This is a genomic window from Azoarcus sp. L1K30 (assembly GCF_018122735.1).
Lineage (GTDB): Bacteria > Pseudomonadota > Gammaproteobacteria > Burkholderiales > Rhodocyclaceae > Parazoarcus.
The window spans coordinates 923555-949876 of record NZ_JAGRRD010000001.1; the positions used below are offsets into that span (position 1 = coordinate 923555).

Here is a 26322-nt window from a genome sequence, read left to right on the forward strand (position 1 = left end):
AGCACCATTTGATCCATGCAATGGATCGAATAGAATCCATTCCATAATCGAATAAAGGAGTGACCATGCAGATGCTCGAAGTCCGCCTGCTCAACGTATTCGATGAGATCTACAAGACCCGGAGCGTGACGCGGGCGGCGGACAACCTGGGACTCGGGCAACCCGCGGTCAGCATTGCACTGGGCAAGCTGCGTGAGCACTTCAAAGACCCGCTGTTCGTTCGCACCTCGGGCGGCATGGAGCCCACGCCATTCGGGGAAGGGCTGGTGCAACCGGTACGCAAGGCGATCGACGCGGTCGAGGCCGCCCTCGGCCACCGCTCGGCCTTCGACCCGGCGGTCTCGCAACGCATCTTCCGCATCGCCATGACCGACATCAGCCAACTGGTGCTGCTACCGGGGCTGTTGAGGCGGATCCGCGAAGTGGCGCCCGGCGTGACCATCGACGTGGCACCCTTGACCAGTGAAACGGGCGCGATGCTCGAGTCCGGCGGGGTGGATATGGCACTGGGCTTCATGCCGCAGCTCGACGCCGGCTTTTACCAGCAAGCGCTGTTCCACCAGCACTATGTCTGCCTGGCCAGCGCCGACCACCCGAGAATTCGGGAGCGCCTGGATCTTGCGCAGTTTGAAGCGGAAGAGCACGCCGTGGTCACGACGTCCGGTACCGGGCACCTGATCATCGACCATGAAATCGCCCGGCAGGGCATCAGGCGACGCGTCGCCTTGCGGATTCCGAACTTCGTCGGCGTCGCATTCGTGGCAGAACGCACCGACCTGGTGGTGACCATTCCGTCCCGACTGGGCGAAATGCTGGCCGGACGCGGACGCTTCGCCATCTACCCGGTACCCTTTCCGCTGCCGGACTACGCCGTCAAACAGCATTGGCACGAGCGCTATCATCATGACCCGGGCAGTCGATGGCTGCGGGGGGTGATTCACGACCTGCTCGGCGATTCGTGGTCCGACACTGCCGCCGCGGGGGCGGCCTGACGGATTAGCCGGCGACGCCTTTTTTCAGCATCTCGACCATGACATCGGCAATTTCCTGAGGACTGCGCTTGCCTTCGTTGAACCAGACCGAAACCCAGTTCATCGCGCCAAGCAGTGTCAGGCGCAGCAGCGCCCTGTCAACACCCGGGGCCAGCGGCAAGGCCGCAACGAGGTCGCGGAAGACCTGTTCGTAGGCGCGCCGCGCATCGATGATCTTGTCGTAGAGGGTATGGTCGCCGATCATCGCCAGGCTGTGGCCCGTGATGCGATCGACGGGAGAGCCCTCGACCATGCCGGCGACGTGCACCTGGCACGCCCTGCGCAGGCTGTCCCATGGATCGCTACCTTCTGCCGCCGCAGCCTTCACACGCTCGAGCACACGCCTGAAGCCCTCACGGTGGATGGCGAGGTACAAGTCCTCCTTGGCCGGGAAGTGATGGTATACCGAGCCCGGCAACAGCCCGACACTGCGCGCGATATCCCGAATCGAGGTGCGGTCGTATCCGTGTGCGGCAAAACGTTCGGCCGCCACATGCAGGATCAATTCGTGGCGGCTCAGTCCTTCTCCTTCCGCGCCGGTTGCCGACGTCTTGCCCGGGGTCGCGTCACCCGCCACCTTGACCTGCGCCAGACGCGCGCTCAGTTGCCCGCGCTCGAGCAGGCGTTGCTGATCCGGCGTCAAGGCGTCCGCGCCGTCATCGGCGAGCGCCTGCAGACGCTTGACCGCGGTTTCCAGTCCATGACGTTGCCAGATATAGCGCACACCGGATGGCGAGATTCGGACACCGCTCGCGCGCAGGCGTTCGGCAACGGCGGCTTGCCCCATGGTCGGCTCTGTCCGTGCGAGCTGGAGGATGGCGGCTTCGATGCCGGAGCCTTCGTCGTTCGACTGCTGGTTCATTGCTTCTTGCTTCCTGCATGGAGTCGGATGTGTGCGCGTGCCCAATGATAGCCGGGCTCGTGGCCGCTTAGCAGTGCGCCGGCATTCCTGGCCTCGGCGGCAGCGAATCACACGGCTCACGAAATTTATCTTAGCTTCTTTGGTCAGGTGTTTGACAAGTTAGTTTATCGCGTCTATCTTTGCACCATCGTCGCGTGAGTGACGAAGCGCAAGACAGAGCGGATCGATCCGCCGCCAATGCGCCCCCAGGACAACGGATTCATCCGGACCGGACGAAGGTGGAGACAAGATGGATTTACAAATCGCGATCCTGCTCGGGCAGGATGGCATCACCACAGGTGCGATCTACGCCCTGCTGGCACTGGCGCTGGTGCTGGTGTTCGCAGTGACGCGGGTCATCTTCATTCCGCAGGGTGAGTTTGTCGCCTTTGGCGCGCTCAGCCTGGCGGCACTGCAAACCGGCAACGCGCCGGCGACCTTGTGGCTGCTGCTGGCGTGCGGGGCCTGTGTGGCCGTGCTGGACGGTCGTACCGCACTCGCACGGAACGACGGCCGGAAACTGGTCGCGGTGCTCGCCGCAAATCTCGGATATCCCTTGCTCCTTGCCGCGCTGCTGTTCGCCTTTTCGCCCGCGAACCTGCCGGTTCTGGTCCAGGTCGCGCTGACGCTGGCGATCGTGGTCCCGCTCGGACCCATGCTGTATCGACTTGCCTACCAGCCCATTGCCGAGGCATCGGTACTAATCCTGCTGATCGTCTCGGTGGCGCTGCATGTGATGATGGTGGGCCTCGGCCTGCTGTTCTTCGGGGCGGAGGGCGTGCGCACCCCGCCATTTTCGGATGCCCGTTTCGAGTTCGGGTCGATCCTGATCAATGGTCAGCAGATCTGGGTTGTGCTGGTATCGGCACTGCTGATCGTCGCGCTCTACCTGTTCTTTGACCGCACCATCTATGGCAAGGCCCTGCGTGCCACCGCGATCAATCGCAACGGCGCCCGGCTGATGGGCTTCTCGCCGGTGTTCGCCGGCAAGCTCACCTTCCTGCTCGCGGCCCTGATCGGGGTCCTGTCCGGGGTGTTGATCGCACCGGTGACCACGATCTACTACGACACCGGCTTCCTGATCGGGCTGAAGGGCTTTGTTGCGGCCATCATCGGCGGCCTGGCGTCCTATCCGCTCGCGGCCGCAGGTGCCTTGCTGGTGGGCTTTCTCGAATCCTTTTCTTCATTCTGGGCCAGTGCCTACAAGGAAGTGATCGTGTTTACGCTGATCATTCCGGTCCTCCTGTGGCAGTCCCTGAATCGTCACCACGTCGACGAGGAGGAATGAACATGCGCCAAACCGACTCCCGCCCCCTCGTCGCGCCGCTGCCAGCGCCTTCGATGACGCTCGATGGCCGTTTTCGCTGCTTCACCCCGCGCCAGGTGCTCGCTGCCTTCCTCGTGCTCATCGCAGTCGTGCCGCTGGTGCTGCCCGAGTTCTACGTCACGCTGCTCAACTATATCGGGCTGTATGCGATGGTTGCGCTGGGTCTGGTCCTGCTTACCGGCGTCGGTGGCCTGACCAGTTTCGGGCAGGCCGCTTTTGTCGGCCTCGGCGCCTATACCACGGCCGTGCTGACCACATCGACCGACTTGCCGGGCTGGCTGGCCTGGGCCGGCGGCTCGCCGTGGCTGGCGCTCGGCGTCGGGCTGCTCATTACCGCACTGGTCGCGCTGCTGGTCGGTTCGCTGACCTTGCGCCTGTCCGGTCACTTCCTGCCACTGGGCACCATTGCCTGGGGAATCTCGCTGTACTTCCTGTTCGGCACCATGGATATCCTCGGCGGCCACACCGGCATGAGCGGCATTCCGCCGATCTCGATCTTCGGCTGGCAGCTCGACGAGGGCCACGAGATCTATTACCTGATCTGGATCTTCCTTCTCGCCGCCGCGCTGACGACGCAGAATCTGCTCGATTCCCGCGAGGGCAGGGCGATCCGCGCGCTCAAGGGCGGCATGGTGATGGCCGAAGCGATGGGGGTGAACACCTCGCGCTCACGCATGATCATCTTCGTCATCGCCGCGCTGCACGCCGCCGCCTCGGGCTGGCTCTACGCCCACATGCAGCGCTTCGTGAACCCGACACCGTTCGGCGTGCATATCGGCATCGAGTACCTGTTCATGGCCGTGGTCGGTGGGGCCGGGCAAGTGTGGGGGGCGATCGTCGGCGCAGGCGCCATCACCATCATGAAGCAGTGGCTGCAGGACGTGCTGCCGGCAGTGCTGGGTGCCACCGGAAACTTCGAGGTCATCGTCTTCGGCCTGCTGATGGTGCTCATCCTGCATCGCGCCCGCGACGGGATCTGGCCGTGGCTGGCCCGCCTGGTGCCGGTGCGCGGCAACCAGATCGAGATCGATCATGCCGCCGCAGCGCTGCCCCGGCGCGAGATGCCGACCCGGGGCGAGGTCATCCTCGAAGCGCGCAATGTCACGCGCAGGTTCGGCGGACTGGTCGCCAACAACGACATGAGCCTGCATGTCGAGGCGGGTGAGATCCTGGCGCTGATCGGCCCCAATGGCGCCGGCAAGAGCACCATGTTCAATCAGCTGTCCGGCGTCGATACCCCGACCTCCGGTGAGGTGCTGTTCCGCGGCAAGTCTATCGCCGGTCATGAATCGCGCGAGATTGCGCATCTGGGTATGAGCCGCACCTTCCAGCACGTCAAGCTGCTGCCGAAGATGAGCGTGCTCGAGAACGTCGCCATCGGGGCCCACCTTCGCGGCAATCGGGGGGTGATTCCGTCCGCCTGGCGTCTCGATCGTGCCGAGGAGGCCCGCTTGCTGGCCGAGGCCGCGCGCCAGATCGAGCGTGTCGGGCTGGGCTCGCACATGCACGACGAAGCCGGCTCGCTCGCTTTGGGGCAGCAGCGCATCCTGGAAATCGCGCGTGCGCTGGCTTCCGATCCATGTCTGCTGCTGCTCGACGAGCCTGCCGCGGGATTGCGCCTGAAGGAGAAGCAGACGCTTGGCGACCTGCTCAGGAAACTGCGCGCCGAAGGCATGGCGATCCTGCTGGTCGAGCACGACATGGACTTCGTCATGGGCCTGGTGGATCGCGTGGTGGTGATGGAGTTCGGCCAGAAGATCGCCGAGGGTCTGCCCGAAGACGTGCAGAAGAATCCGGCCGTGCTTGAAGCCTATCTCGGAGGCGTGGAATGAACTCGATCGACAACCCGGTGCTTGAAGTGCGCGACCTCTGTGTGGCCTACGGCAAGGTCGAGGCGCTCACCGACGCCAACATCCGCGTCGGCGAGGGGCAGATCGTCACCGTGATCGGACCCAACGGCGCAGGCAAGACCACCATGCTGTCGGCCATCATCGGACTGCTGGCTTCACGCGGCCAGGTCGCCTTCGACGGCAGTGTCGAGGTCAGCCCCGAAGTCGAGCGCATGGTCGCCAGCGGCATGAGCCTGGTGCCCGAGAAGCGCGAACTGTTTGGCGAGATGAGCGTCGAGGACAACCTCGTGCTCGGCGCCTTTCAGCGCTATCGCATGGGCAAGCGCGACCACGCGCAGACCATGGAGGAAGTCTTCACGCTGTTTCCGCGCCTGCGCGAGCGCCGCGCCCAGCAGGCCGGCACACTGTCGGGCGGCGAGCGCCAGATGCTGGCGGTGGGCCGCGCCCTGATGGGCAAGCCAAAGCTGTTGATGCTCGACGAACCCAGTTTGGGACTGGCGCCGCTCATTACCCGCGAGATCTTTCGCATCATCGCCGAATTGCGCAAGACCGGCGTGTCGATTCTGCTCGTCGAGCAGAACGCCCGCGCCGCACTTGCCGTTGCCGATTACGCCTATGTCCTCGAGACCGGCGCAATCGCCATGCAGGGCCCCGCGCATGCGCTGCGGGACGATCCGCGCGTCATCGAAGCCTATCTCGGTCTGGGGGGCAAGCATCAGGACATGCTGGCAAGCTGAATGAAGCAGCAGACAGCCGGTCCGGAAAACGGGATGGCTGGGAGTAAGAAGTGAGAAGTGCAAAGCAGGAGGCCACGACAAGGGTGCCTAACGCCCGGGCCGGTATCCGACATGAACCTTGGGGAACATGGGCGGAAAATGAAACCAGAGGAGTCGAAGGAGAAATCATGAAAATGAAGAAACTTGCATTGTTGTGTTCCACCGCTGCGCTGTTCGCCAGCCAGGCGGCGCTTGCCGACATCAATGTCGGCGTGTCCCTGAGCTCCACCGGCCCGGGTGCGGCGCTCGGCATTCCGGAGAAGAACGCGGTCGCCTTGCTGCCTGCCGAGATCGGCGGCGAGAAGATCAACTACATGCTGCTCGACGACGCAACCGACCCGTCTGCCGCGACCAAGAATGCACGCAAGCTCACCACCGAGGACAAGGTCGACATCCTGCTCGGCTCATCGGTGACCCCCACGTCGCTGGCGATTGCGGAAGTGGCAGTCGAGAGCCAGACCCCGCAGATCGCGATCGCGCCGGCCAACCTGCCGCCGGAGAAGGACCGCTGGGTATTCCGCACGCCACAGCATGTGAACGTGATGGCCAGCGCGGTGGTTGCGCACATGAAGGCCAAGGGGGTCAAGACCGTCGGCTTCCTCGGTTATTCGGACGCTTATGGCGAAGACTGGCTCGTGGCCATGAAGCCGATGCTCGAAGCGGCCGGAATCAAGTTCACCACGGTCGAGCGCTTCAATCGCACCGATACCTCGGTCAGCGGCCAGGTCCTGAAGATCGTCAGTTCGCAGCCCGATGCCGTCCTCGTGGTCGCCTCCGGCAGCCCGGCGGCCCTGCCGCAGACGGCGCTGGTCGAGCGTGGCTACAAGGGCCAGATCTACCAGACCCATGCAGCCGCCAATCCGGCCTTCCTCAAGGTTGCAGGCAAGGCGGCCGACGGCGCGATCATGCCCATCGGTCCGGTCGTGGTCGTGGACCAGATCCCCGACAGCCATCCGTCGAAGAAGCCCGGTCAGGCCTTCGTCAAGGCCTACGAGGAAAAGTACGGCGCCGGCACGTTCTCGTCCTTCGCCGGACATGTCCACGATGCGGGTTCGCTGCTGCAGGCAGCGGTGCCGGTTGCACTGAAAAAGGCAAAGCCGGGGACGAGCGAATTTCGCGCCGCGCTGCGTGACGCGATCGAGGGGGCAAAGGACGTCGTTGGCGTTCATGGCGTCTTCAACATGACGCCGACCGACCATTTCGGCATGGACGACCGCGGCCGGGTGCTGATCCGGGTGGAAAACGGCGGCTACAAGCTGATCGCAAACTGAGGAGCAGGGTGATGGCAACAGGTACTCCGGACATGATCGCCGACAACACGAAGATGTTCGTCGATCCCGTCCTGCTGATCGAAGCTCGCGCTGACGGCACGCGCATTCTGCGTTCCGGCATCAATCTGCCCGAGAACTATGCGCGCTGCGTTGGCGAATGGCTTGAGCACTGGGCGCGCACCGAACCGGAGCGCCTGTTTCTCGCCCAGCGTGATGCCTCGGGCGAATGGGTCCGCCTCACCTACGGTGCGGCCCGGCAGCGGGTGGTGGCGATTGCCACCTGGCTGCTGGGTCAGAACCTGTCGCCCGAGCGGCCGGTCGCGATCCTGTCCGACAACTCGATTGAACATGCCTTGCTGATGCTGGCCGCCATGCACATCGGCGTGCCCGCATGCTCGATCTCGCCGGGCAACTCACTGATGTCGAAGGATCACGGGAAGCTCAAGGGCAATATCGAGCTGCTGCGCCCCGGCGTGATCTATGCGGATCCGCTCGAGCGCTACATGCCTGCCATCGAAGCGGTTGCCGGGCTGCACAGCGGCGTGGTCGTGGCCGGTGGAATCAGCGGCACGGTGCCGGGTTCGGTCCCCTTCGCCGAGCTCGAGACCCGTACGGATGAAGTCGCCGTCATGTCGGCGTTCAACCGCATCACCCCCGATACGATCGGCAAGTTTCTGTTTACCTCCGGGTCGGTGGGCACGCCAAAGGCTGTCATCAATACCCAGCGCATGATGTGCTCCAACCAGAAGGCCAAGGAACTGATGTGGCCCTTCCTCGCCGAGGAGCCGCCGGTGCTGGTCGATTGGCTGCCCTGGAGCCACACCTTCGGCAGCAACCACAACTTCAACATGGTGCTGCGCTGGGGCGGAACCATCCATATCGACGAAGGCAAGCCGACGCCGGCAGGCCTCGACAAGACGGTGAGCAATCTCAAGGAAATCTCGCCGACGGTGTATTTCAACGTCCCGCGCGCCTACGACATGCTGGTGCCGCTGCTGCGCGAGGACAAGCAACTGCGCGACAACTTCTTCCGCCGGCTCAAGTTCATCTTCAACGCGGGGGCCGCCTTGCCCCACCACTTGTGGACCGCGCTCGAGGATCTGTCCTTCGAGTCGACCGGCAGGAAGGTGCTGCTGGTGTCGTCCTGGGGCGCCACCGAAACCGCGCCGATGGCGACCGACTGCCATTTCCGCGCCCGCCGTCCGGGCGTCATCGGACTGCCGGTGCCGGGCACGGCGCTCAAGCTCGTCCCGTCGGCCGACAAGATGGAAGTGCGGGTCAAGGGCCCCAACGTCTTTCCGGGTTACTGGCGTCAGCCGGACATCACCGCCAAATCCTTCGACGACGAGGGTTACTACCTGATCGGCGACGCGGTCGAGTTCGTCGATGTGGCCCAGCCGACACTCGGCCTGCTGTTCGACGGCCGTGTCGGTGAGGACTTCAAGCTGCTCACCGGCACCTGGGTGCACGTCGGATCGCTGCGGGTGAGCGGGATCGACGCGATGAAGCCGGTGGCCCAGGACATCGTGGTCACCGGCCACGATCGGGACGAAATCGGCTTCCTGGTCTTTCCCAACATCCCCGAGTGCCGCACCCTCTGTCCCGGTCTGCCCGCCGACGCCCCCGTCGAGCAGGTGCTCTCGAGTCCGGCCGTGGTCAACCAGGTCAGGGCGGGCCTGCAGGCACTGAAGCAGCAAGGCGGCGGCAGTTCGACCTATGCCACGCGCGCCCTGCTGCTGGCGGAACCGCCATCGGTCGAAGGCGGCGAAATCACCGACAAGGGCTACATCAACCAGCGCGCGGTGCTGAATCGCCGCGCCGATCTCGTCGAATACCTGTATGCCGACCTGCTGGACAAGACGGTCATCACCGTACACGGCGTCGTCTGAACCAAGGAAACAAACATGACCGAGCAACTCGTCAAAACCGCGCAAGACGGCCAGATCTACACCATCACGCTGGCCCGGCCGGCCAAGCGCAACGCCGTGAGCGATCGACTGCTGGCCGCGTTGGAAGCCGCCTTCATGGCCACCCCGGAGGGCACCCGGGCGATCATCCTGGCCGGGGAGGGCGATCATTTCTGCGCCGGCCTGGATCTGGCCGAACATCAGCACCGCGACCCCTTCGGCGTCATGCAGCACTCCCGCGGCTGGCACCGCATCTTCGATCGCATCGAGAACGGCGGCATCCCGGTGATTGCGGCCTTGCATGGCGCTGTCATCGGCGGCGGCCTCGAACTGGCCACCGCGACGCACATCCGCGTGGCCGAGCCGGACACCATCTACCAGCTTCCCGAGGGGCGCCACGGCATCTTCGTCGGGGGCGGTGCTTCGCTGCGGGTCGCACGCATCATCGGTCCGGGGCGGATGTGCGAAATGATGCTGACCGGCCGCGTCATCGACGCCGAAGAAGGCTACCGGCTGGGCCTGTCGCACTACCAGGTGGGCAAGGGCGAGGCGATGGCGAAGGCGCGTCAGCTCGCCGAGCGGGTTGCCGAGAATGCGCCGATGGCCAACTGGGCGATGTGCACCGCGATCAATCGCATCGACAACATGAGCAGCGAGGACGGCCTGTTCGTCGAGTCGCTCACCGCCGCCCTGACTCAGACCAGCCCCGAAGTCGTCGGACGCATCGGCGAATTTCTCAAACGCAAAGGACAAGGACCCCGCACATGACCAGCACCCACGCTTTTGCCGCATCCGAAGCGGCGGCCCTCTCTGCCACTTATGACGACATCTGGCTGGTCGCCGGCCAGCGTACGCCGTTCGCGGACTACAACGGACCGCTGCGCGATGCCTCCGCCACCGATCTCGGCATCGCCGCGGCACGCTCGCTGTTTTCGACAAGCGGCATTCCCGCTGGCGAGGTCAATGCGATCATCGCGGGCAACATGGCGCAGTCGAGTTTCGACGCCTACTTTCTGCCGCGCCACATCGGCCTGTATTCCGGGGTCAATTCGAATGCACCGGCCTTGCTGGTGCAACGCCTGTGCTGCACCGGTTTCGAGACCATTCTCACCGCGGCCGACCAGATCACCCTGGGCAAGGCCAGCGTGGTGCTCGCCGTGGGTGCCGAATCCATGTCGCGCAACCCGGTGGCGGCCTATACCCACCGCGCCGGCTTTCGCATGGGGCAGGTGGATTTTCGCGACTTCCTGTGGGAAGCGACGAAGGACACCGCACCGGGCATCGGCATGGGGGACACCGCCGAGAATCTTGCCAGGCGTTACGGCATCAGCCGCGAAGAGGTGGACCGCTTCGCCGCACTGAGTTTCGAACGCGGCTGCGCGGCGTGGGAAGCGGGCTGGTACGCAGATGAAGTCTCCGCCGTCACCAATGAAAAGTGGGAACTCGACGGCTACCAGCCCCGTGCCATCAAGCTGGCCGATCGTGCGGAACGCTTCGAGCGCGATGGCCATGTGCGCCCCACCAGCTTCGACACCCTGCAAAAGCTCAAGCCCGCATTCGGCGGCGTACAGACCGGCGGCAACAGCTCGGCCATCGTCGACGGCGCGGCGGCGGTGATCGTCGCCCGCGGCGACTGGGTACGGGCCAACGGCCTCAAGCCCCTGGCCCGTATCGTCGGCGGCGCCGCCGTCGCCGTGCCGCCCGAGATCATGGGCATCGGTCCGGCGCCGGCCATCCGGGCCGCGGCCGCAAGGTGCGGCATCACGGTCGGCGATCTCGGCCGTATCGAGATCAACGAGGCCTTCGGCGCCCAGTTCCTTGCCTGCCAGCGTGAGCTGGACTTCGACACCGAGCGCGCCAACAGTCGCGGCGGTGCCATTGCCATCGGCCACCCGCTGGGGGCATCGGGCGTGCGCCTGACCCACACCGTCGCCCGCCAGATGAAGGCCGACGGCGTGCAGTACGGGGTGTCGTCGGCGTGTGCCGGCGGCGGGCAAGGCGTGGCGGTCGTGCTCGAAAACGTCTGAGGAATCGCATCCATGAAAACCGAAAGCCATAGCTTCCTGGTGACCGGCGGCGCCTCCGGACTCGGTGCCGCCACCGTGCGCGCACTGCATGCCGGCGGCGCCAGTGTCGTCATCGCCGATCTCAACGCCGACGCCGGTGAGGCGCTGGCTGCCGAGCTCGGCAGCCGCGCAGCTTTTGCACGCACCAATGTGGCCGATGAAGGCGACGCAAGGGCGGCGGTGGATCTCGCCCTGACCCGTTTCGGCGCCTTGCATGGCCTGGTCAACTGCGCGGGCATCGGCAACGCCGCACGCGTGCTGGGCAAGGAGGGGCCGATGCCGCTCGAGGCCTTCAGCCGCTCCATCCAGGTCAACCTGATCGGCACCTTCAACATGATCCGCATCGCTGCCGAGGCGATGGCCAGGGGCGAGCCGGGCGCCGACGGCGAACGCGGCGTGATCGTCAACACCGCCTCGGTTGCCGCCTACGACGGCCAGATCGGCCAGGCGGCGTATGCGGCCTCGAAGGGCGGCATCGTGTCGATGACCTTGCCCATCGCGCGTGAGCTGGCCCGATCCGGCATTCGGGTGTGCACCATCGCACCGGGGCTCTTCCTTACCCCGATGATGCACACGCTGCCGCCCGACGTGCAGAAATCACTCGGCGAATCCGTCCCCTTCCCGCAACGTCTGGGGCAGCCGGATGAATACGCGAAGCTGGTGCTGTCGATCATCGGCAACGTCATGCTCAACGGCGAGACCATCCGTCTCGACGGCGCCATCCGCCTGGCCCCGAGGTAAGCCATGTCCCGCTCGAACATCTTTCGCATGCGCATTGCGTTCTCGGACTGCGACCCGGCGCAGATCGTCTTCTTCGCCAACTATTTCAAGTGGTTCGACACCTCGAGCCGCGAGTTCTTCACCGCCTGCGGCGTGCCGAGTTGGCGCGACACGCTGGCCGAGCGCGGCATCATCGGCACGCCGCTGGTCGACGCACAGGCGAAATTCCTGAACTCCGCCACCTATGGAGAAGACATCGAAATCGAATCGTCGGTGGAGGAATGGCGCGGCAAGAGTTTCGTCATGCGCCATGTGGCGCGCCGTGGAGACACCGTGCTGTGCGAGGGGCGCGAGGTCCGCGTGTTCGCGATCCAGGACCCGGAGAATCCACTGCGCATCAAGGCAGTGACCGCACCCGAGGACTATCGCGCCATGTGCGCCTGATGCCCGGCCGTCGGGACTGAACCCGGCAAGGCCAAACGGGGGCCATTCACCACGCACCGGCTCCCACACGATCCAGAAGGGCGCAAGCCCAGCCCGATGCAGGCGAATCCGCGCTGCATGGGGCCGACTTGTGCCCAATTCCGGAATGCGCGGGCATTTCGACGCGCATGCCTCGCCTTCGGCAGGCGCAATGCAGCAGCACCGTCAAAACAAGGAGACAGGAGACATGATGAAAACACCAAAGTGGGCAGCCTTCCGGCCGATGGCCATTGCACTCGCGGCAAGCATCGGACTGGGCGCATCATTGCCGGCATTCGCCGACAGCGAGATCGAGATGCTGAAGAAGGAACTGGCCGCACAACGCGCGCTGATCGAGCAGATGCTCGCCGAGCGCAAGGCCGAGAAGGCAGAAAAGGCTGCGGCCCCCGCTGCGGGCGCCCGACAGGTCGCCGGCGCCGGCAGCAATGCGCCCACGGTAAGCTTTTACGGTGTGCTCGACGGCGGTGTGGAACACATCAGCGGCATCGGTGCGGACAAGAACAGTGTGACCCGCCTGCCCAGCATCACCGGTACCGTGGCCTCACGCGTCGGGGTGAAGGCATCGAAGGAATTCGCCCCCGGCTACAAGGTGATCGCCACCGCCGAAGCCGGCTTCAATCTCGACGACGGCACCCAGGGTCAGGCAGGACGACTGTTCGGCCGCCAACTGTGGGCAGGCCTCGATACGCCCTACGGCAGTTTCACCTTCGGCCGCCAGTATTCGATGCTGCTCGGCGCCTTGGGCGTGGCGGACTTCCTCGGCCCCAACATCTATGCCCTGGGCTCGCTCGATTCCTACCTCCCCAATGCCCGCTTCGACAACTCGGTTGCTTGGCGTACCAAGCTCGACAAAGTGTCGCTCGGCCTGACCTACAGCACCGGCCGCGACACCGCCGGCGGCGCACCTGCCTCCGGCACCTGCGCAGGAGAAACGGTCGGCGATGCACAGGCTTGCCGCGGCTGGTCGGCAATGGTCCGCTATGACGACGAACGCTTTGCCTTCGGTGCCGGCATCGACGAACAGCGCGGCGGCGGCGGGGCGAAGGCCTACTTCTTCAACGGCGCGGCGCCGGTGGACTTCTCCCGCTCCGGTGACACCGATACGCGCATGACCATCGGCGGCTCGGTCAAGATCGCCGGCGGCAAGGTCGGGGCAGGGTGGCTCGGCCGCAAACTCGACAGCCAGGCCAACGATATCGAGTCGAACATCTACTACATCAACGGCGCCTGGCCCGTCATGCCGAAGCTGACCGTGGACGGCGGCATCTATCGTGTCACCAACGACGATCAGGATCGCGATGCGACGCTGTGGGTGTTGCGTGGCCTGTATGCGCTCGACACCAGCCTGACCGCCTACCTGCAACTGGGCCATATCACCAACAGCGACAAGGCCGCCTACCAGGTATCGGTGGGGGCGGGCATTGCGCCGGCAGCGGGCAATTCGCAGACGGCGACGATGGTCGGCCTGCGTTACATGTTCTGATTCTGCCCTGCAAGTGCGTGAAGGTGGCAAGCGGCCACCTTCACGTTTTCAACAAGACTTTCGTGGAGACACCCTGGTGACCGAGTACATCGCCCCGACAAGAGACATGACCTTCATCCTGACCGAACTGGCCGGTCTGAAGGCGATCGGCCAGCTGCCCGGTTGCGAGGATGCATCGCCCGATCTGGTATCGGCCATCCTGGAAGAGGCCGGTAAATTCGCCGCCGGCGTGCTCGCCCCGATCAACAGACAGGGCGACCTGCAGGGATGCCGGCTGGACGCAGAGGGCCGCATTGCCGCACCGGAAGGGTGGCAGGGCGCCTACGACCAGTTTCGCGATGCCGGATGGATCGGCTTGTCGCTGCCGCCCGAGTTCGGCGGTCAGGGCTTGCCAAAGCTGGTTTCGACCCCGGTGTGGGAAATGTGGTTCTCCACCAACATGGCATTCACCATGCTGCCCCAGCTTAACGTCGGCCAGGCCGAGGCCTTGTTGATCGCCGGCAGCGACGAGCAGAAGCAGACCTGGTTGCACAAGGTCGTCAGCGGCGAATGGGCCAGCACCATGAACCTGACCGAGCCCCAGGCCGGATCGGATCTTGCGGCCACGCGCACGCGCGCCGAACCCCAGGCCGACGGCAGCTACAAGCTGTTCGGACAGAAGATCTTCATCTCCTACGGCGAACATGAACTGACGCCCAATATCGTCCACCTCGTGCTGGCGCGCCTGCCCGATGCGCCACCGGGGGTGAAGGGCCTGTCCCTGTTCATCGTCCCCAAGTACCTGCTCGATGCCGAAGGCCATCCCGGCGCGCGCAACGATGTGCGCTGCATCTCCATCGAACACAAGATGGGCATCCACGGCAGTCCCACCTGCACCCTGTCCTACGGCGACCAGGGCGGGGCCACCGGCTGGCTCGTCGGCAAGCCGAACGAAGGCCTCGCAACCATGTTCATCATGATGAACGAGGCCCGGTTCGGCGTCGGCGTGCAGGGCGCCGGACTGGCCGAGCGCGCCTACCAGTTCGCGCTCGCCTATGCGCGCGAACGGGTGCAGGGGCGCGATGCCGTCACCGGCGAAGCCGGCAAGCCCATCATTCACCATCCCGACGTCAAGCGCACGCTGCTGTCCATGCGCGCACGGGTGATGGCGATGCGGGCGCTGCTGTACACCGCGGCGGGCTGGTTCGACATCGCCCACAAGCATCCCGACCGCAAGGTGGCAGACAAACATCGTCGCTACGTCGACCTGCTGATGCCAGTGGCGAAGGGATGGTGCACCGAGGTCGGCAACGATGTGTGCGACGACGCCATCCAGGTTTTCGGCGGCATGGGCTTCGTCGAGGAAACCGGCGTCGCCCAGTTCTTCCGCGATGCCCGCATCATCACCATCTACGAAGGCACGACGGGCATCCAGGCCAACGATCTGGTGGGCCGCAAGATCCTGCGCGAAAACGGCGAAACACTGCGCGAACTCATCGCCGACATCGAATCGACGATCGCGCTGCTGCGCGCGGATGACACGCTGGGCGAGATCGCCGACGGCCTCGCCGACAGCGTGGAAGCCTTGAGCGCGGCCGCAAACTGGATTCTCGCCAACGGCCGCGACCAGCTGGGCGAAGTACTCGCCGGGGCCGTGCCCTTTCTCTACGTGCTGGGCACCGTGTGCGGCGGCTGGCAGCTGGCGCGGGCCGCACTTGCCGCGCGTCGGTGCCTGGGCAGTGACGAACCGGGCTACGACCCGTCTTACCTGACGGGCATGATCGAGCTCGCGCGCTTCTACATGGCCACGATCGGCCCCCAAGCCACCGCCATGGCCGCCACCGTCCGCGAAGCAGGCGGCGCCATGATGCGCTTTCCCGAAAGCGCATTCTGAAGCAGATGGCGCAACACTTCGCACGGCTCTCCGACCTCGGCAACGCGGTCGGACACGAACTGGCGGTCGGCGAATGGCTGACCGTCGACCAGTCACGCATCAACGCCTTCGCCGACGTCTCCGGTGACGACCAATGGATCCACGTCGACCCGGTGCGCGCAGCAGACTCGCCATTCGGCGGAACCATCGCTCATGGCCTGCTGCTCGTCTCACTCGCCGCCGGCGCAGTCCGCCAGGTGGAGACCGACGACACCGCCGCCGCCATAGTCTGCGGCCTCGACCACGTACGCTTCATCCACCCCGTACCGGCAGGCGCGCAAATCCGCGCGCGGGTGAGCCTGGCCGCATGGACGCCGCACGACAAGGGCGGAGAGGCGAGGTGGGCAGTGCAGGTCGAAGAGGCATCAAACCCGCGAACGGCCGCCACATTCGAGCTTGTCGTCAGATACCGGCGGGCGAACCAACAGGGGCAATAGCTCGCTGCAGCCAGCACGACAGCGCCTCCGGGCGGTGGCTACCGGCCTCGGGTGACGCCGTCTGGCTCCCTCCCCTTCAAGGGGAGGGCTGGGGTGGGGATGGGTTTGCCCCCCCCCTGCGCGCACAAGTAATTCCCCTCGCATGTGACTTTCTACAGAACAGAGCTCCTCCCCCTTCAAGGGGGAGGTTGGGAGGGGGATGGGTCTTGGTGGCCGCCCATGAAACCCATCTCCACCCCAGCCCTCCCCTTGAAGGGGAGGGAGTCAAACGGAGCCCCTTCGAACCTGATTAGCTGCTTCCTTCCCTTTCCCTGAACATACAAGGGGAGGAACAAGCTGCCAACACATGACGTCATGCATTCAATTGCCGGGCCTCGTGGCCGTTCGCTCGCGCGCCTGCCTCACCCGCACCGGGCGCCATTCTTTCACAAACAATCAGTCGGGAATGACCGCAGTGACCTCGATCTCGACCTTGGCTTCGTCCTCGACGAGGTCGGCGACCTGCACCGCCGTCATCGCCGGAAAGTTCTTGCCCATGACCTCGCGATACACCGCGCCGATCTCCTTCAGGCGAGCGGCATACTCCTTCTTGTCCACGAGGTACCAGGTCATGCGCACGATGTGCTCCGGACCGCCGCCAGCGACCCTGACGACGTCGACCGAGTTCTTCAGCGCGACGTAGATCTGCTGCACCAGGTCGTCGCTCTCGAACTCGCACGCCGCGTTCCAGCCGATCTGGCCGCCGACATAGATCTGGCGGCCACGCGCCTCGATACCGTTGGAGTAGCCGCGCGGTTTGGCCCAGCCTTCGGGTTGCAGCACCTTGTTCATGATGTTCTCTCCGTGAATCTGTTGATCGCCTGGCGAACGTCGTCAGGCCAGGGAATGGCTTTATGGTTGTCGAGCGAGGTCGCGACCAGCACCTGCCGCGCGCGCATCCGCGCCGAATCGGCGCCGACCACGACGTGCTGCAGCACCAGCGATGAAGTGCCGAGTCTCTCGACCGAAAGGTGAAAGCGGATGGTGTCGCCGAAGTTGGATGGCAGGACGAAGGACGTATCGAGCTGGACGGTCGGCGTACCCACCCGCCGCTTGCTCACCAGCTCCGTCCAGGGCTTGCCCAGGTGCGCCCACCAGTCCTCGACCACGCCGTTGAGCATGCGGAAATAGTTGGGAAAGAAGACGATCCCGGCCGGGTCGCAGTCGGAAAAACGCACCAGCCGCTCGGCGATGAACTCCACCGGCTGCACGTCCAGCTCGTCCGAATTCGCATCAGTTGTCAAAACATCCCCTCCCCTCTATTGGCCTGTCCGCTCGCCACCGTCAGTTGCTGAACGCAGCGATGCCGGTAATGGCGCGGCCGAGAATCAGCGCATGCACGTCGTGCGTGCCCTCGTAGGTGTTCACCACCTCCAGGTTCACCAGGTGACGCGCCACGCAGAACTCGTCCGAGATGCCGTTGCCGCCGAGCATGTCGCGCGCCATGCGGGCGATGTCCAGCGACTTGCCGCAGCTGTTGCGCTTGATGATCGAGGTGATCTCGACCGCCGCATTGCCCTCGTCCTTCAGCCGACCGACCCGCAGGCAGCTCTGCAGCCCCAGCGTGATCTCGGTGAGCATGTCGGCGAGCTTCTTCTGCACCAGCTGGTTGGCCGCCAGCGGACGACCGAACTGCTTGCGGTCCATCGTGTATTGACGCGCGGTTTCGTAGCAGGCCTCGGCCGCACCGAGCGCGCCCCACGCAATGCCGTAACGCGCCGAGTTCAGGCAGGTGAAGGGGCCCTTGAGCCCGCGCACCGTCGGGAAGGCGTTCTCTTCCGGGCAGAACACTTCGTCCATGACGATCTCGCCGGTGATCGACGCACGCAGGCCGACCTTGCCGTGAATCGCCGGCGCCGACAGCCCCTTCCAGCCCTTCTCCAGCACGAAGCCGCGGATCTGGCCTTCGTCGTCCTTGGCCCACACCACGAACACGTCGGCGATCGGGCTGTTGGTGATCCACATCTTGGAACCAGACAGGCTGTAGCCGCCGTCGACCTTGCGCGCACGCGTCACCATGCTGCCGGGGTCCGAGCCGTGGTTGGGCTCGGTCAGGCCGAAGCAGCCCACCCATTCGCCGGTGGCGAGCTTGGGCAGGTACTTCCGCTTGGTGGCTTCGTTGCCGAATTCGTTGATCGGCACCATCACCAGCGAGCTCTGCACGCTCATCATCGAGCGGTAGCCGGAATCCACACGCTCGACTTCACGCGCGATCAGGCCGTAGCACACGTAGTTCATGCCGGCGCCGCCGTACTCCTCCGGAATGGTCGGCCCGAGCAGACCGAGTTCGCCCATTTCGTTGAAGATCTCGCGGTCGGTCTTCTCGTGGCGGAAGGCTTCCTGCACGCGCGGCAGCAGCTTCTCCTGGCAGTAGGCGCGCGCCGTGTCGCGTACCATGCGTTCGACGTCGGTCAGCTGGCCGTCGAGTTGCAGCGGATCGGCCCAGTCAAAATGGATCTTGCTCATAGCGTGTTCAGCTCCCTTGGGGTTGGGTGGCAATTCAGTCATCGGTTATTTGAGGAGTTCGCGGGCGACGATCAGCTTCTGCACTTCGGTCGCACCTTCGTAGATGCGCAGCGCGCGAATTTCGCGGTAGAGCGATTCGACCTTGACGCCGACTCTCACCCCCTGCCCGCCGTGCATCTGCACCGCGGCGTCGATCACGCGCTGGGCGTTCTCGGTTGCGGTCATCTTCGCCATCGCCGCTTCGCGCGTGGTCGGCAACTTCTGCACATCGCGGCGCCAAGCGGCACGCGCCGTCAGCAAGGCGGCCGCTTCGATGTCGGTAGCCATCTCACCGAGCCTGGCCTGGGTCAGCTGGAAATCGGCCAGGCTGTGACCGAACATCGGCCTGTTGCGGGCATGATGGAGACCCTCGTCGAGCGCACGCCGGGCAAAACCCAGCGCGGCGGCCGCCACCGAGGAGCGGAAGATGTCGAGCGTGCGCATCGCCACCTTGAAGCCCTCGCCCGGCGCGCCCAGACGATTGGCCACCGGCACTTTCATGTCGGTAAAGCGCAGGCGGGCCAGCGGATGCGGTGCAATGACCTCCAGCCGCTCGGCGATTTCGAAACCCGCCATGTCGGGATAGACGACAAAGGCGGAGATGCCACGCGTGCCCGGCGCCTCGCCGGTGCGGGCGAAAACGCAATACACGTCCGCGATGCCACCGTTGGAGATCCAGGTCTTCTCGCCATTGAGCACATAGTGATCGCCGTCGAGCCGCGCATCGCAGGCCATGGCACCGACATCCGAACCGGCGTCGGGCTCGGTCAGTGCAAACGCCGAGATCCACTCGCCGCTGGCGACCTTGGGCAGCACATGGCGCTTGATCTCTTCGCTACCCGACAAGGTGATCGCGCCGGTGCCGAGTCCCTGCATGGCGAAGGCGAAATCGGCCAGTCCGTCGTGGTAGGCGAGCGTTTCGCGGGCGATGCACAGCGAACGCGAATCGAGCTCCGCCAGTGCGCCACCATAGGCCGCAGGCACCGCATAACGCAGGAAACCGGCCTTGCCCAGGGCTGCCACCAGAGTGCGGCAGGCGTTGTCGGTGTCGTGATGATCGATGGCAGGCATCGCAGTCGATGCCCAATCGAAGATCGCGTCCGAAAGCTGGCGATGCTCTGCGCCGTAGAACGGCAGATCGAGTATGGAGCGGTCCATGTGCGTGGCCCTCAATTGCCTTCGAAGGTCGGTTTCTGCTTCGACGCGAAGGCTTCGAAGGCACGGCGGAAGTCGCCGGTCATCATGCAGATGGCCTGGGCCTGGGCTTCGGACTCGATCATTTCCTCGATGCCCATCGCCCACTCCTGATTGAGCATGGTCTTGGTGACGGTATGGGCAAACCAGGGGCCGTCGGCTAGATTGCGCGCCAGTTTCTGCGCTTGCGAGAGCAAGTCGGCCGACGGATGCAGGGCGCTGAAGAAGCCCCAGGCGAGGCCCTCGTCCGCGCTCATGGCCCGGCCGGTCATCAGCAGTTCGGTGGCACGCCCCTGACCGATCATGCGCGGCAGCAGCCCGCATGCCCCCATGTCCGCACCCGCCAGACCGACCCGGGTAAAGAGGTAGGCGGTCTTGGTTTCCGGCGAGCCGATGCGGAAGTCCGACGCCAGCGCAACCATCGCCCCCGCGCCGGCACAGATGCCGTCGATGGCCGAGATGATGGGCTGCGGTGCGCGACGCATGGCCTTGACGAGGTCGCCGGTCATGCGGGTGAACTCGAGCAGTTCGGGCATGCTCATCTTGGTCAGCGGTTCGATGATCTCGAACACGTCGCCGCCGGAGCAGAAGTTTCCGCCCGCGCCCTGGATGACGACCGTGCGCACGTCGCTGGCGTAGACAAGGTCGCGGAACAGGTTGCGCAACTCGGCGTAGGAGTCGAAGGTGAGCGGGTTCTTCTTGTCGGGGCGGTTCAGTGTGATCGTGGCCACCCTGCCGTCATCACTGCATTCCCACTTGAAGTGGCGTGCTGCGTAGTCCTTGAACGGACGTTTGTGGTCATTCATCGAAAGTTCTGCCATGGCCTCTCTCCGTTGATCTCTGTCGGTGCAGGTCTTCCCTGCCGTGTCCGTTATCGCTTGCATCTTCTGCTGCAGGAGGTGCCTGCGATTCCGACGGGGGCACCGGGTGTTTTCTCCGCGGCTGCGGAACTCGCTTCGCTACGCTCGCTCGGACAGTCCTCGCCGCTGCGCAAACACCCGGCGCCCCCACCTTGTTCCGTGCTTTAGTGACCTGTGTTCATCCATTCGGTGTCAGCCAGCCATCACTTCGCCACCCGCCACCGGGATCGACTGGCCGTGGATCGCTTCCGAACCGGGCAGGCACAACCAGCCCACCGTGCGCGCCACATCCTCAGGCTGCACAAGGCGCCCCTGGGGATTGCTCGCAGCAAGCGTGGTCTTGGCTTCATCGCTGCTGCGACCGGTCTTGGCCACGATGTTGTCCACCGCGCCGCCCAGCAAGGGGGTGTCGGTATAGCCGGGACACACCGCATTCACGGTAATGCCCTGCTTCGCTACCTCCAGCGCCAACGAGCGGGTAAAGCCGATCACGCCGTGTTTGGCTGCCGTGTAGGCAGACACGTAGGCGTAGCCGACGAGGCCGGCCGTACTGGCGATGTTCACGATCCGTCCCCAGCGCGCAGCCTGCATCCCGGCCAGCACCGCCTGGGTGCTGTTGAAGGTACCGGTCAGGTTCACCATCAGCATCTCGTTCCAGAGCTCGGGCGTCGTCTTGCCGACCGGGGCACTCTTCGCTGCGCCGGCGTTATTGACCAGGATCGAAATCGCACCGCGCTCCGCAGCTGCAGCCGCAAACGCGGCAGCAATGCCTGCATGATCGGTGATGTCGGCCGCTACGAGCCCGTGCCCCTGCCCCGCCAGCTTTGCGCGGGTGGCCTCGAGCGCTTGCGCACGACGGCCGACCAGGGTCAGCGTCGCCCCGAGTCGAGCCAACTCCAGTGCGATGGCCTCACCGATACCACTCCCCGCGCCGGTCACCACGGCGTGGCGACCGGACAAGGGCAAATCCGACCCTGCGGAATTCTCAGTATTCAGATTCATGTCGCTCTGCTCTTAACGTCGATCCGGCAACCCGGGTTCAGGCGTGGGGAGAAGGCGTTTGTGCAGAGGGCGAGGACTGTCCGAGCGCGGCGAGTTCCGCAGCCCTCGGAGCAATCACCTTCACCCCGCCCCCCAGCACCCGCGCTGCAAACGGCAGCCCACCTTCACCCAAGGCCCATTTACTTCCCCGGCGCCACGTAACTGCGCTTGAGGTTGGTCTCGTACTGCCCGCGCCCCGAAAGGTACTGCTTCGGCCACGCGACGCCCTTGAACTCGATTTTCGCCGCTTCGTGCAATGTCCAGGCCGGATCGGCGAGGTGCGGACGTGCCACCGCGCACAGATCGGCACGACCTGCAGCAATGATGCTGTTGGCGTGATCGGCCTCGAAGATCGCGCCGACGGCGATGGTGGGGATCCCCACCTCGTTGCGGATGCGGTCGGCAAACGGGGTCTGGAACATGCGCCCGAACACCGGCTTCTCACCCTTCCACACCTGGCCCGACGAGCAGTCGATGATGTCGGCACCGGCTTCCTTGAACAGGCGCGCGATCTCGACCGCATCATCCGCGGTATTGCCGCCCGGGAACCAGTCGTGGCACGACAGGCGCACCGACATCGGTTTGTCGGCCGGCCACACCCGGCGCATTTCCTTGAACACCTCGAGCGGATAGCGGGCGCGGTTCTCGATGCTGCCACCGTACTCGTCCTTGCGCTGATTGGTCAGCGGCGACAGGAAGCTGGACAGCAGATAGCCGTGCGCGCAGTGAAACTCGAGGATGTCGAAGCCGGCCTCGACCGCCATCTTGGTCGAACGCACGAAATCCGCCTTGACCCGGTCCATGTCTTCGCGATTCATCTCGCGCGGCACCTGGGAGTTCGGCAGATAGGGCAGCGGCGACGCCGAAATCAGTTCCCAGCCACCCGACTCCAGCGGTTGATCGATACCTTCCCACGCCAGTTTGGTCGCCCCCTTGCGCCCTGCATGGCCGAGCTGGATGCCCATCTTCGCGTCCGAATTGGCATGGACGAAATCGACGATCCGCTTCCATGCATTCACATGCTCAGGCTTGTACATGCCCGCACATCCCGGGGTGATGCGCGCATCGGGCGAGACGCAGGTCATCTCGGTATACAATAGGCCGGTGCCACCCAGCGCCCGTGCGCCGAAATGCACCAAATGGAAATCGCCTGCCAGTCCGTCGTCGGCCGAGTACATCGCCATCGGCGACATGATGATGCGGTTCGGCAGCGTCAGCCCGCGCAACTTGAACGGGGTGAACATCGGCGGCGGCGCCGGCTTGTCTTCCGGCACCACGACGCCGGCCTGCTTCGCGAACCAGTGCTCGTAGCCTTCCAGCCAGGCCGCATCGCGCAAACGCAGGTTCTCGTGCGAGATGCGCTGCGAGCGGGTGAGCATGGAGTACATGAACTGCTCTGGCTCCATCGTGTTGCAATAGCGCGCGTCGCAGACCTCGAACCACTCCATCGCATTCCACGCCGCATTCTGCAGGCGCAGCACATCCACGTTGCGCAATTCCTGGTAGCGCGTCAGCACGGCAGGAATGTTCTCCACCGCGTCGCCCAGCTCCTGGAACTGACGCGTCAACTCGATGGCGTCTTCGATGGCAAGCTTGGTACCCGAGCCGATTGCGAAATGCGCAGTATGAACCGCGTCGCCCATCAGCACGACGTGGCTGTTGCCGTTGTTCAGCCACCACTTTTCGCACTTGACCTGCTGGAAGTTCAGCCAGGCGGAGCCGCGCAGATGGCGCGCATTGGTCATCAGGGCGTGGCCATCCAGATGCTTCTCGAACAGTTTCTCGCAGAACGCAATGGATTGCTCCTGATCCGCCTTGTCCAGACCGTGTGCCAGCCAGACATGCTCCGGGCATTCTACGATGAAGGTCGTGGTTTCGGCGTCGAACTTGTAGATGTGCGCCTGGAACCAGCCATGCTCGGTTTTCTCGAAGATGAAATTGAAGGCGTCGTAGAGCTTCTTCGTGCCCAGCCAGATGTAGCGGTTCGGACGCTTGATGATGTTCGGCTTGAACACCTCCTGATAACGCTCGCGTGTGGCGGAGAAAATGCCATCGGACGCGATGATCAGATCCGCATCGGGATACTGGCGGTCTTCGCCTTCGACCTCGAAGACCAGTTCGACCCCCATTTTCTCGCAGCGCTCCTGCAGGATGTTGAGCATCTTCTTGCGCCCGATGCCGACGAAGCCGTGACCGCCGCTACGGATGCTCTGCCCCTTGAAGTGCAGTTCGATATCGTCCCAGTGGTTGAAGGCGACCTGAATGGCATCGGCCGTCACCGGATCCCACTCACGCATGTTGTCCATCGTCGCGTCGGAGAAGACCACGCCCCAGCCGAACGTGTCGTAGGGCTTGTTGCGCTCGACCACGGTGATCTGGTGCGCCGGGTTGAGCTTCTTCATCAGGATCGCGAAATACAGCCCTGCAGGGCCTCCACCAATACACACGATACGCATGCCATTGCTCCTTCTGGTTGAGCCGCCCGCCTCTCGAGACGAGATGATCCGGAACGGGTATGAACTGACTTGCTTGTTTAGTGAGCAATATTTCATATCTAAACTATCAAGTCAACAAGCAGCTGGCAATCCGCTGCCTTCCCCTCTTACTCCGCGCTTGAATCGTACTCGACCGACCCGCCAGGCGGATGCAGTGCCAGAAGTTCCTTCAGCATCGCGATCAGCATGTCTGCATTGTCCTGACCGAAAGGCGCCAGCACGCGCGTCTGATGTTCGATGGCTCGCTGCCGCAAGGTATCGGTCAGACGTTGCCCCTTGGGCGTGATCTTTACCACCGTCTGTCGCCGATCACTGCGCACCCGGGTGCGCGACACAATCCCTTCGGCCTCCATGCGCTGCACGACCTTGCTCAGCGTCGGCTGCTTGGTCAAGGTCAGCTGGCTCAGCGCGCCGATACTCTCCCCCGCGCTGCCGTCCAGACTGGCCAGCACCCGCCACTCGGTCACGGACACACCCGCCGCCTCGACCTCATGGTGAAACTCGCGCGAAATCCGGCTGCTGGCCTGGGCAAGCAGGAAGGCCAGGTAGTCCTCGACAAAGCGCTGCGGATCGGCATTCGTCTGCAAACCGGATTCCGCCATCATCATGTCTTCGCCATTTATCGCCGCCACGCTGCGCTCCTCGACAAAGATCGCACTTGCGATCCGTCCAACTTTGCTTATAAATTGTTTATAACTATACGGTAATCACCCTGCAAGCAAACCGGCGGAGCAAGTGATGACATTCTTCCCCCAGCGCACCATTCCCGCTCGCGAACACCCTGGCGGACACATCGCCGTTACGATGCAGGACCGACTGCGCCCCGACCGCCTCTCCGCCTTTCCCTTCTTCAGCTCCAACGATGCGGACGAGGCGAGACTGAAGGTTGCCCGCGTCTTCTGTCCGCACGACCTGCGCCCGGTCAGCAGCCAGACCCCGTTTTCATCCCGCCACAATCTGGTCAGACTCGGCGAGACCGCACTGAATTATCTGACTTACGGCACCGACGTCGATATCCTGCCGGGCTGCCTGGAGAGTTTTTACCTGGTCCAGGTGCCGCTGCACAGCACCGCGCATATCCGCTGCGGCGCACAGGAGGTGCTGTCGTCTCCTGCGACCGCCAGCATGCTCAATCCGCACGAACCCACGCGCATGCGCTGGAAACACGACAACGGCCAGCTCATGCTGTGGATTCCCCGCGCCTCGCTTGAGCGCCGGCTTGCCGAACATCTCGGCGACGAGCTGGATGTCCCGTTGACCTTTGACATCGCGCTGTCGCAGTGCGAAGGCCTGACCCGCAGCTGGTGCAGGATGCTGCACGACCTCGCCGGCAATATCGACGAGTGCGGTGCCGAGTGGCTGTCCTTCCGCCCCACCGTCGCCGCGCTGGAGGACTGCCTGTTGCGCGGCCTGCTGCAACTGCATCGTCACAACTACAGCGATCGACTGCATCAGCCGCAGCAGGCGGCACTGCCCAGACACGTCCAGCGCGCCATCGACTATATCCAGGCCCACCTCGAGGATGCCCTCACCGTGGGTGATCTTGCCCGCGTTGCCTGTGTGAGCGTCAGAGCGCTCGAGGAGGGTTTTCGCAAGCACTGCGGCACGACGCCACTCGTCTACCTGCGCGACGCCCGTCTCGATCGGGTACGCAAGGCGCTCGCCAGCCATGCGCCCGGCACCGACAAGGTCGCCGTGCTCGCACATCGCTACGGCTTCGCTCACCTGGGCCGTTTTTCCGCGTATTACAAGGCGCGCTTTGGCGAAACGCCGTCACAGACTGCAGCCAGGAGCCTTTGCAACTAGTTCAGTGTTGCGCGTCGTTCGGCACTTGAGTCCGCCTGTTTTAGCGGTCAAACCCATCCCCACCCCAACCCGGCAGCCAGCGCGATGACGCGCTCTCGTTCAGGCGGCAGCGAGCGATGCTCATTGAAACCCCGCCCTCACCCCCTTGAAGGAAAGCGACCCAACGAACCTCATTAGCAGGTGCCTTCCCCTTCAAGGGGAAGGACAGGATGGGGATG

Annotated in this window: 23 protein-coding genes; 14 read left to right on the forward strand and 9 right to left on the reverse strand. The window is 64.4% G+C overall.

Features of this window, described 5'->3' with window-relative positions; genetic code table 11:
• Positions 1-65: 65 nt before the first annotated feature.
• Entirely contained in the window at positions 66-992 is a 927-nt protein-coding gene (locus J5J83_RS04135) for a LysR family transcriptional regulator (protein ID WP_212345774.1), read from the forward strand.
• A 4-nt stretch (positions 993-996) separates the two neighbouring features.
• On the opposite strand, the gene J5J83_RS04140 is transcribed toward J5J83_RS04135, so the two are convergent.
• Positions 997-1818, reverse strand: coding sequence for a TetR/AcrR family transcriptional regulator (locus J5J83_RS04140; protein WP_249115875.1), 822 nt, complete (start codon positions 1816-1818; stop codon positions 997-999).
• Positions 1819-2182: 364 nt separating this feature from the next.
• Here J5J83_RS04140 and J5J83_RS04145 point away from each other — a divergent pair, with 364 nt between their 5' ends.
• The 12 genes from J5J83_RS04145 (at position 2183) to J5J83_RS04200 (ending at position 16164) form a co-directional block, all read left to right on the forward strand.
• Complete coding sequence (locus tag J5J83_RS04145; RefSeq protein ID WP_212345779.1) at positions 2183-3220, forward strand: branched-chain amino acid ABC transporter permease; 1038 nt, start codon at positions 2183-2185, stop codon at positions 3218-3220.
• Positions 3221-3273: 53 nt separating this feature from the next.
• A complete protein-coding gene (locus tag J5J83_RS04150; RefSeq protein WP_212352796.1) occupies positions 3274-5091 on the forward strand; it encodes a branched-chain amino acid ABC transporter ATP-binding protein/permease in 1818 nt (605 codons plus the stop codon).
• Positions 5088-5846 carry an ABC transporter ATP-binding protein gene (locus tag J5J83_RS04155; RefSeq protein WP_212345781.1) on the forward strand — a complete coding sequence of 253 codons (759 nt, stop codon included), beginning with the start codon at positions 5088-5090 and terminating at the stop codon, positions 5844-5846. Before J5J83_RS04150 ends, J5J83_RS04155 begins: the two co-directional genes overlap by 4 nt.
• A 167-nt stretch (positions 5847-6013) precedes the next feature.
• Positions 6014-7156 carry an ABC transporter substrate-binding protein gene (locus J5J83_RS04160; RefSeq protein ID WP_212345783.1) on the forward strand — a complete coding sequence of 381 codons (1143 nt, stop codon included), beginning with the start codon at positions 6014-6016 and terminating at the stop codon, positions 7154-7156.
• Between the two features lie 11 nt (positions 7157-7167).
• On the forward strand, positions 7168-9045 hold the full coding sequence (locus tag J5J83_RS04165; protein WP_249115609.1) for a feruloyl-CoA synthase: 1878 nt from the start codon (positions 7168-7170) through the stop codon (positions 9043-9045).
• Between the two features lie 15 nt (positions 9046-9060).
• Positions 9061-9831, forward strand: coding sequence for a crotonase/enoyl-CoA hydratase family protein (locus J5J83_RS04170; RefSeq protein ID WP_212345785.1), 771 nt, complete (start codon positions 9061-9063; stop codon positions 9829-9831).
• Positions 9828-11090, forward strand: a complete 1263-nt coding sequence (locus J5J83_RS04175) for a thiolase family protein (protein ID WP_212345787.1) — start codon at positions 9828-9830, stop codon at positions 11088-11090. Before J5J83_RS04170 ends, J5J83_RS04175 begins: the two co-directional genes overlap by 4 nt.
• 12 nt (positions 11091-11102) lie before the next feature.
• Positions 11103-11870 (forward strand): 3-hydroxyacyl-CoA dehydrogenase, encoded by a 768-nt coding sequence (locus tag J5J83_RS04180; protein WP_212345789.1) that lies wholly within the window; start codon positions 11103-11105, stop codon positions 11868-11870.
• 3 nt (positions 11871-11873) lie between these two features.
• Positions 11874-12293, forward strand: coding sequence for an acyl-CoA thioesterase (locus tag J5J83_RS04185; RefSeq protein WP_212345792.1), 420 nt, complete (start codon positions 11874-11876; stop codon positions 12291-12293).
• A 226-nt stretch (positions 12294-12519) separates the two neighbouring features.
• Positions 12520-13815 carry a porin gene (locus tag J5J83_RS04190; protein ID WP_212345795.1) on the forward strand — a complete coding sequence of 432 codons (1296 nt, stop codon included), beginning with the start codon at positions 12520-12522 and terminating at the stop codon, positions 13813-13815.
• 76 nt (positions 13816-13891) lie between these two features.
• Positions 13892-15688 carry an acyl-CoA dehydrogenase gene (locus J5J83_RS04195; protein ID WP_212345797.1) on the forward strand — a complete coding sequence of 599 codons (1797 nt, stop codon included), beginning with the start codon at positions 13892-13894 and terminating at the stop codon, positions 15686-15688.
• Positions 15689-15693: 5 nt separating this feature from the next.
• Positions 15694-16164 (forward strand): MaoC family dehydratase, encoded by a 471-nt coding sequence (locus tag J5J83_RS04200; protein ID WP_212345800.1) that lies wholly within the window; start codon positions 15694-15696, stop codon positions 16162-16164.
• 435 nt (positions 16165-16599) lie between these two features.
• Here J5J83_RS04200 and J5J83_RS04205 read toward each other — a convergent pair whose 3' ends face one another.
• The 8 genes from J5J83_RS04205 to J5J83_RS04240 all read right to left on the reverse strand — a co-directional run bounded on the left by J5J83_RS04205 (position 16600) and on the right by J5J83_RS04240 (position 24930).
• Positions 16600-16995, reverse strand: a complete 396-nt coding sequence (locus J5J83_RS04205; protein ID WP_212345803.1) for a RidA family protein — start codon at positions 16993-16995, stop codon at positions 16600-16602.
• A complete protein-coding gene (locus J5J83_RS04210) occupies positions 16992-17414 on the reverse strand; it encodes a thioesterase family protein (protein WP_349251860.1) in 423 nt (140 codons plus the stop codon). The genes J5J83_RS04205 and J5J83_RS04210 overlap by 4 nt, the downstream gene beginning before the upstream one ends.
• A 73-nt stretch (positions 17415-17487) precedes the next feature.
• On the reverse strand, positions 17488-18669 hold the full coding sequence (locus tag J5J83_RS04215) for an acyl-CoA dehydrogenase (RefSeq protein WP_212345807.1): 1182 nt from the start codon (positions 18667-18669) through the stop codon (positions 17488-17490).
• A gap of 45 nt (positions 18670-18714) precedes the next feature.
• On the reverse strand, positions 18715-19866 hold the full coding sequence (locus tag J5J83_RS04220; protein ID WP_212345809.1) for an acyl-CoA dehydrogenase family protein: 1152 nt from the start codon (positions 19864-19866) through the stop codon (positions 18715-18717).
• Between the two features lie 11 nt (positions 19867-19877).
• Entirely contained in the window at positions 19878-20723 is an 846-nt protein-coding gene (locus J5J83_RS04225; protein WP_212345811.1) for an enoyl-CoA hydratase family protein, read from the reverse strand.
• A gap of 231 nt (positions 20724-20954) precedes the next feature.
• Positions 20955-21764 (reverse strand): SDR family NAD(P)-dependent oxidoreductase, encoded by an 810-nt coding sequence (locus tag J5J83_RS04230; protein ID WP_212345813.1) that lies wholly within the window; start codon positions 21762-21764, stop codon positions 20955-20957.
• Positions 21765-21943: 179 nt separating this feature from the next.
• Entirely contained in the window at positions 21944-24259 is a 2316-nt protein-coding gene (locus J5J83_RS04235; protein ID WP_212345815.1) for a bifunctional salicylyl-CoA 5-hydroxylase/oxidoreductase, read from the reverse strand.
• A gap of 146 nt (positions 24260-24405) precedes the next feature.
• A complete protein-coding gene (locus tag J5J83_RS04240) occupies positions 24406-24930 on the reverse strand; it encodes a MarR family winged helix-turn-helix transcriptional regulator (RefSeq protein WP_349251861.1) in 525 nt (174 codons plus the stop codon).
• 106 nt (positions 24931-25036) lie between these two features.
• On the opposite strand from J5J83_RS04240, the gene J5J83_RS04245 reads away from it, so the two are divergent.
• Positions 25037-26104 (forward strand): AraC family transcriptional regulator, encoded by a 1068-nt coding sequence (locus tag J5J83_RS04245; RefSeq protein WP_249115610.1) that lies wholly within the window; start codon positions 25037-25039, stop codon positions 26102-26104.
• The last annotated feature ends 218 nt before the right edge of the window (positions 26105-26322 follow it).

Bases quoted from the DNA above. Each gene is read 5' to 3' on its own strand.
- J5J83_RS04235 (WP_212345815.1), bottom strand. From the start codon at position 24,259: ATGCGTATCGTGTGTATTGGTGGAGGCCCTGCAGGGCTGTATTTCGCG.
- J5J83_RS04200 (WP_212345800.1), top strand. From the start codon at position 15,694: ATGGCGCAACACTTCGCACGGCTCTCCGACCTCGGCAACGCGGTCGGA.
- J5J83_RS04220 (WP_212345809.1), bottom strand. From the start codon at position 19,866: ATGGACCGCTCCATACTCGATCTGCCGTTCTACGGCGCAGAGCATCGC.
- J5J83_RS04165 (WP_249115609.1), top strand. From the start codon at position 7,168: ATGGCAACAGGTACTCCGGACATGATCGCCGACAACACGAAGATGTTC.
- J5J83_RS04145 (WP_212345779.1), top strand. From the start codon at position 2,183: ATGGATTTACAAATCGCGATCCTGCTCGGGCAGGATGGCATCACCACA.
- J5J83_RS04245 (WP_249115610.1), top strand. From the start codon at position 25,037: ATGACATTCTTCCCCCAGCGCACCATTCCCGCTCGCGAACACCCTGGC.
- J5J83_RS04230 (WP_212345813.1), bottom strand. From the start codon at position 21,764: ATGAATCTGAATACTGAGAATTCCGCAGGGTCGGATTTGCCCTTGTCC.
- J5J83_RS04225 (WP_212345811.1), bottom strand. From the start codon at position 20,723: ATGGCAGAACTTTCGATGAATGACCACAAACGTCCGTTCAAGGACTAC.
- J5J83_RS04155 (WP_212345781.1), top strand. From the start codon at position 5,088: ATGAACTCGATCGACAACCCGGTGCTTGAAGTGCGCGACCTCTGTGTG.
- J5J83_RS04190 (WP_212345795.1), top strand. From the start codon at position 12,520: ATGATGAAAACACCAAAGTGGGCAGCCTTCCGGCCGATGGCCATTGCA.
- J5J83_RS04140 (WP_249115875.1), bottom strand. From the start codon at position 1,818: ATGGGGCAAGCCGCCGTTGCCGAACGCCTGCGCGCGAGCGGTGTCCGA.
- J5J83_RS04180 (WP_212345789.1), top strand. From the start codon at position 11,103: ATGAAAACCGAAAGCCATAGCTTCCTGGTGACCGGCGGCGCCTCCGGA.
- J5J83_RS04215 (WP_212345807.1), bottom strand. From the start codon at position 18,669: ATGAGCAAGATCCATTTTGACTGGGCCGATCCGCTGCAACTCGACGGC.
- J5J83_RS04170 (WP_212345785.1), top strand. From the start codon at position 9,061: ATGACCGAGCAACTCGTCAAAACCGCGCAAGACGGCCAGATCTACACC.
- J5J83_RS04175 (WP_212345787.1), top strand. From the start codon at position 9,828: ATGACCAGCACCCACGCTTTTGCCGCATCCGAAGCGGCGGCCCTCTCT.
- J5J83_RS04135 (WP_212345774.1), top strand. From the start codon at position 66: ATGCAGATGCTCGAAGTCCGCCTGCTCAACGTATTCGATGAGATCTAC.
- J5J83_RS04185 (WP_212345792.1), top strand. From the start codon at position 11,874: ATGTCCCGCTCGAACATCTTTCGCATGCGCATTGCGTTCTCGGACTGC.
- J5J83_RS04150 (WP_212352796.1), top strand. From the start codon at position 3,274: ATGACGCTCGATGGCCGTTTTCGCTGCTTCACCCCGCGCCAGGTGCTC.
- J5J83_RS04160 (WP_212345783.1), top strand. From the start codon at position 6,014: ATGAAAATGAAGAAACTTGCATTGTTGTGTTCCACCGCTGCGCTGTTC.
- J5J83_RS04205 (WP_212345803.1), bottom strand. From the start codon at position 16,995: ATGAACAAGGTGCTGCAACCCGAAGGCTGGGCCAAACCGCGCGGCTAC.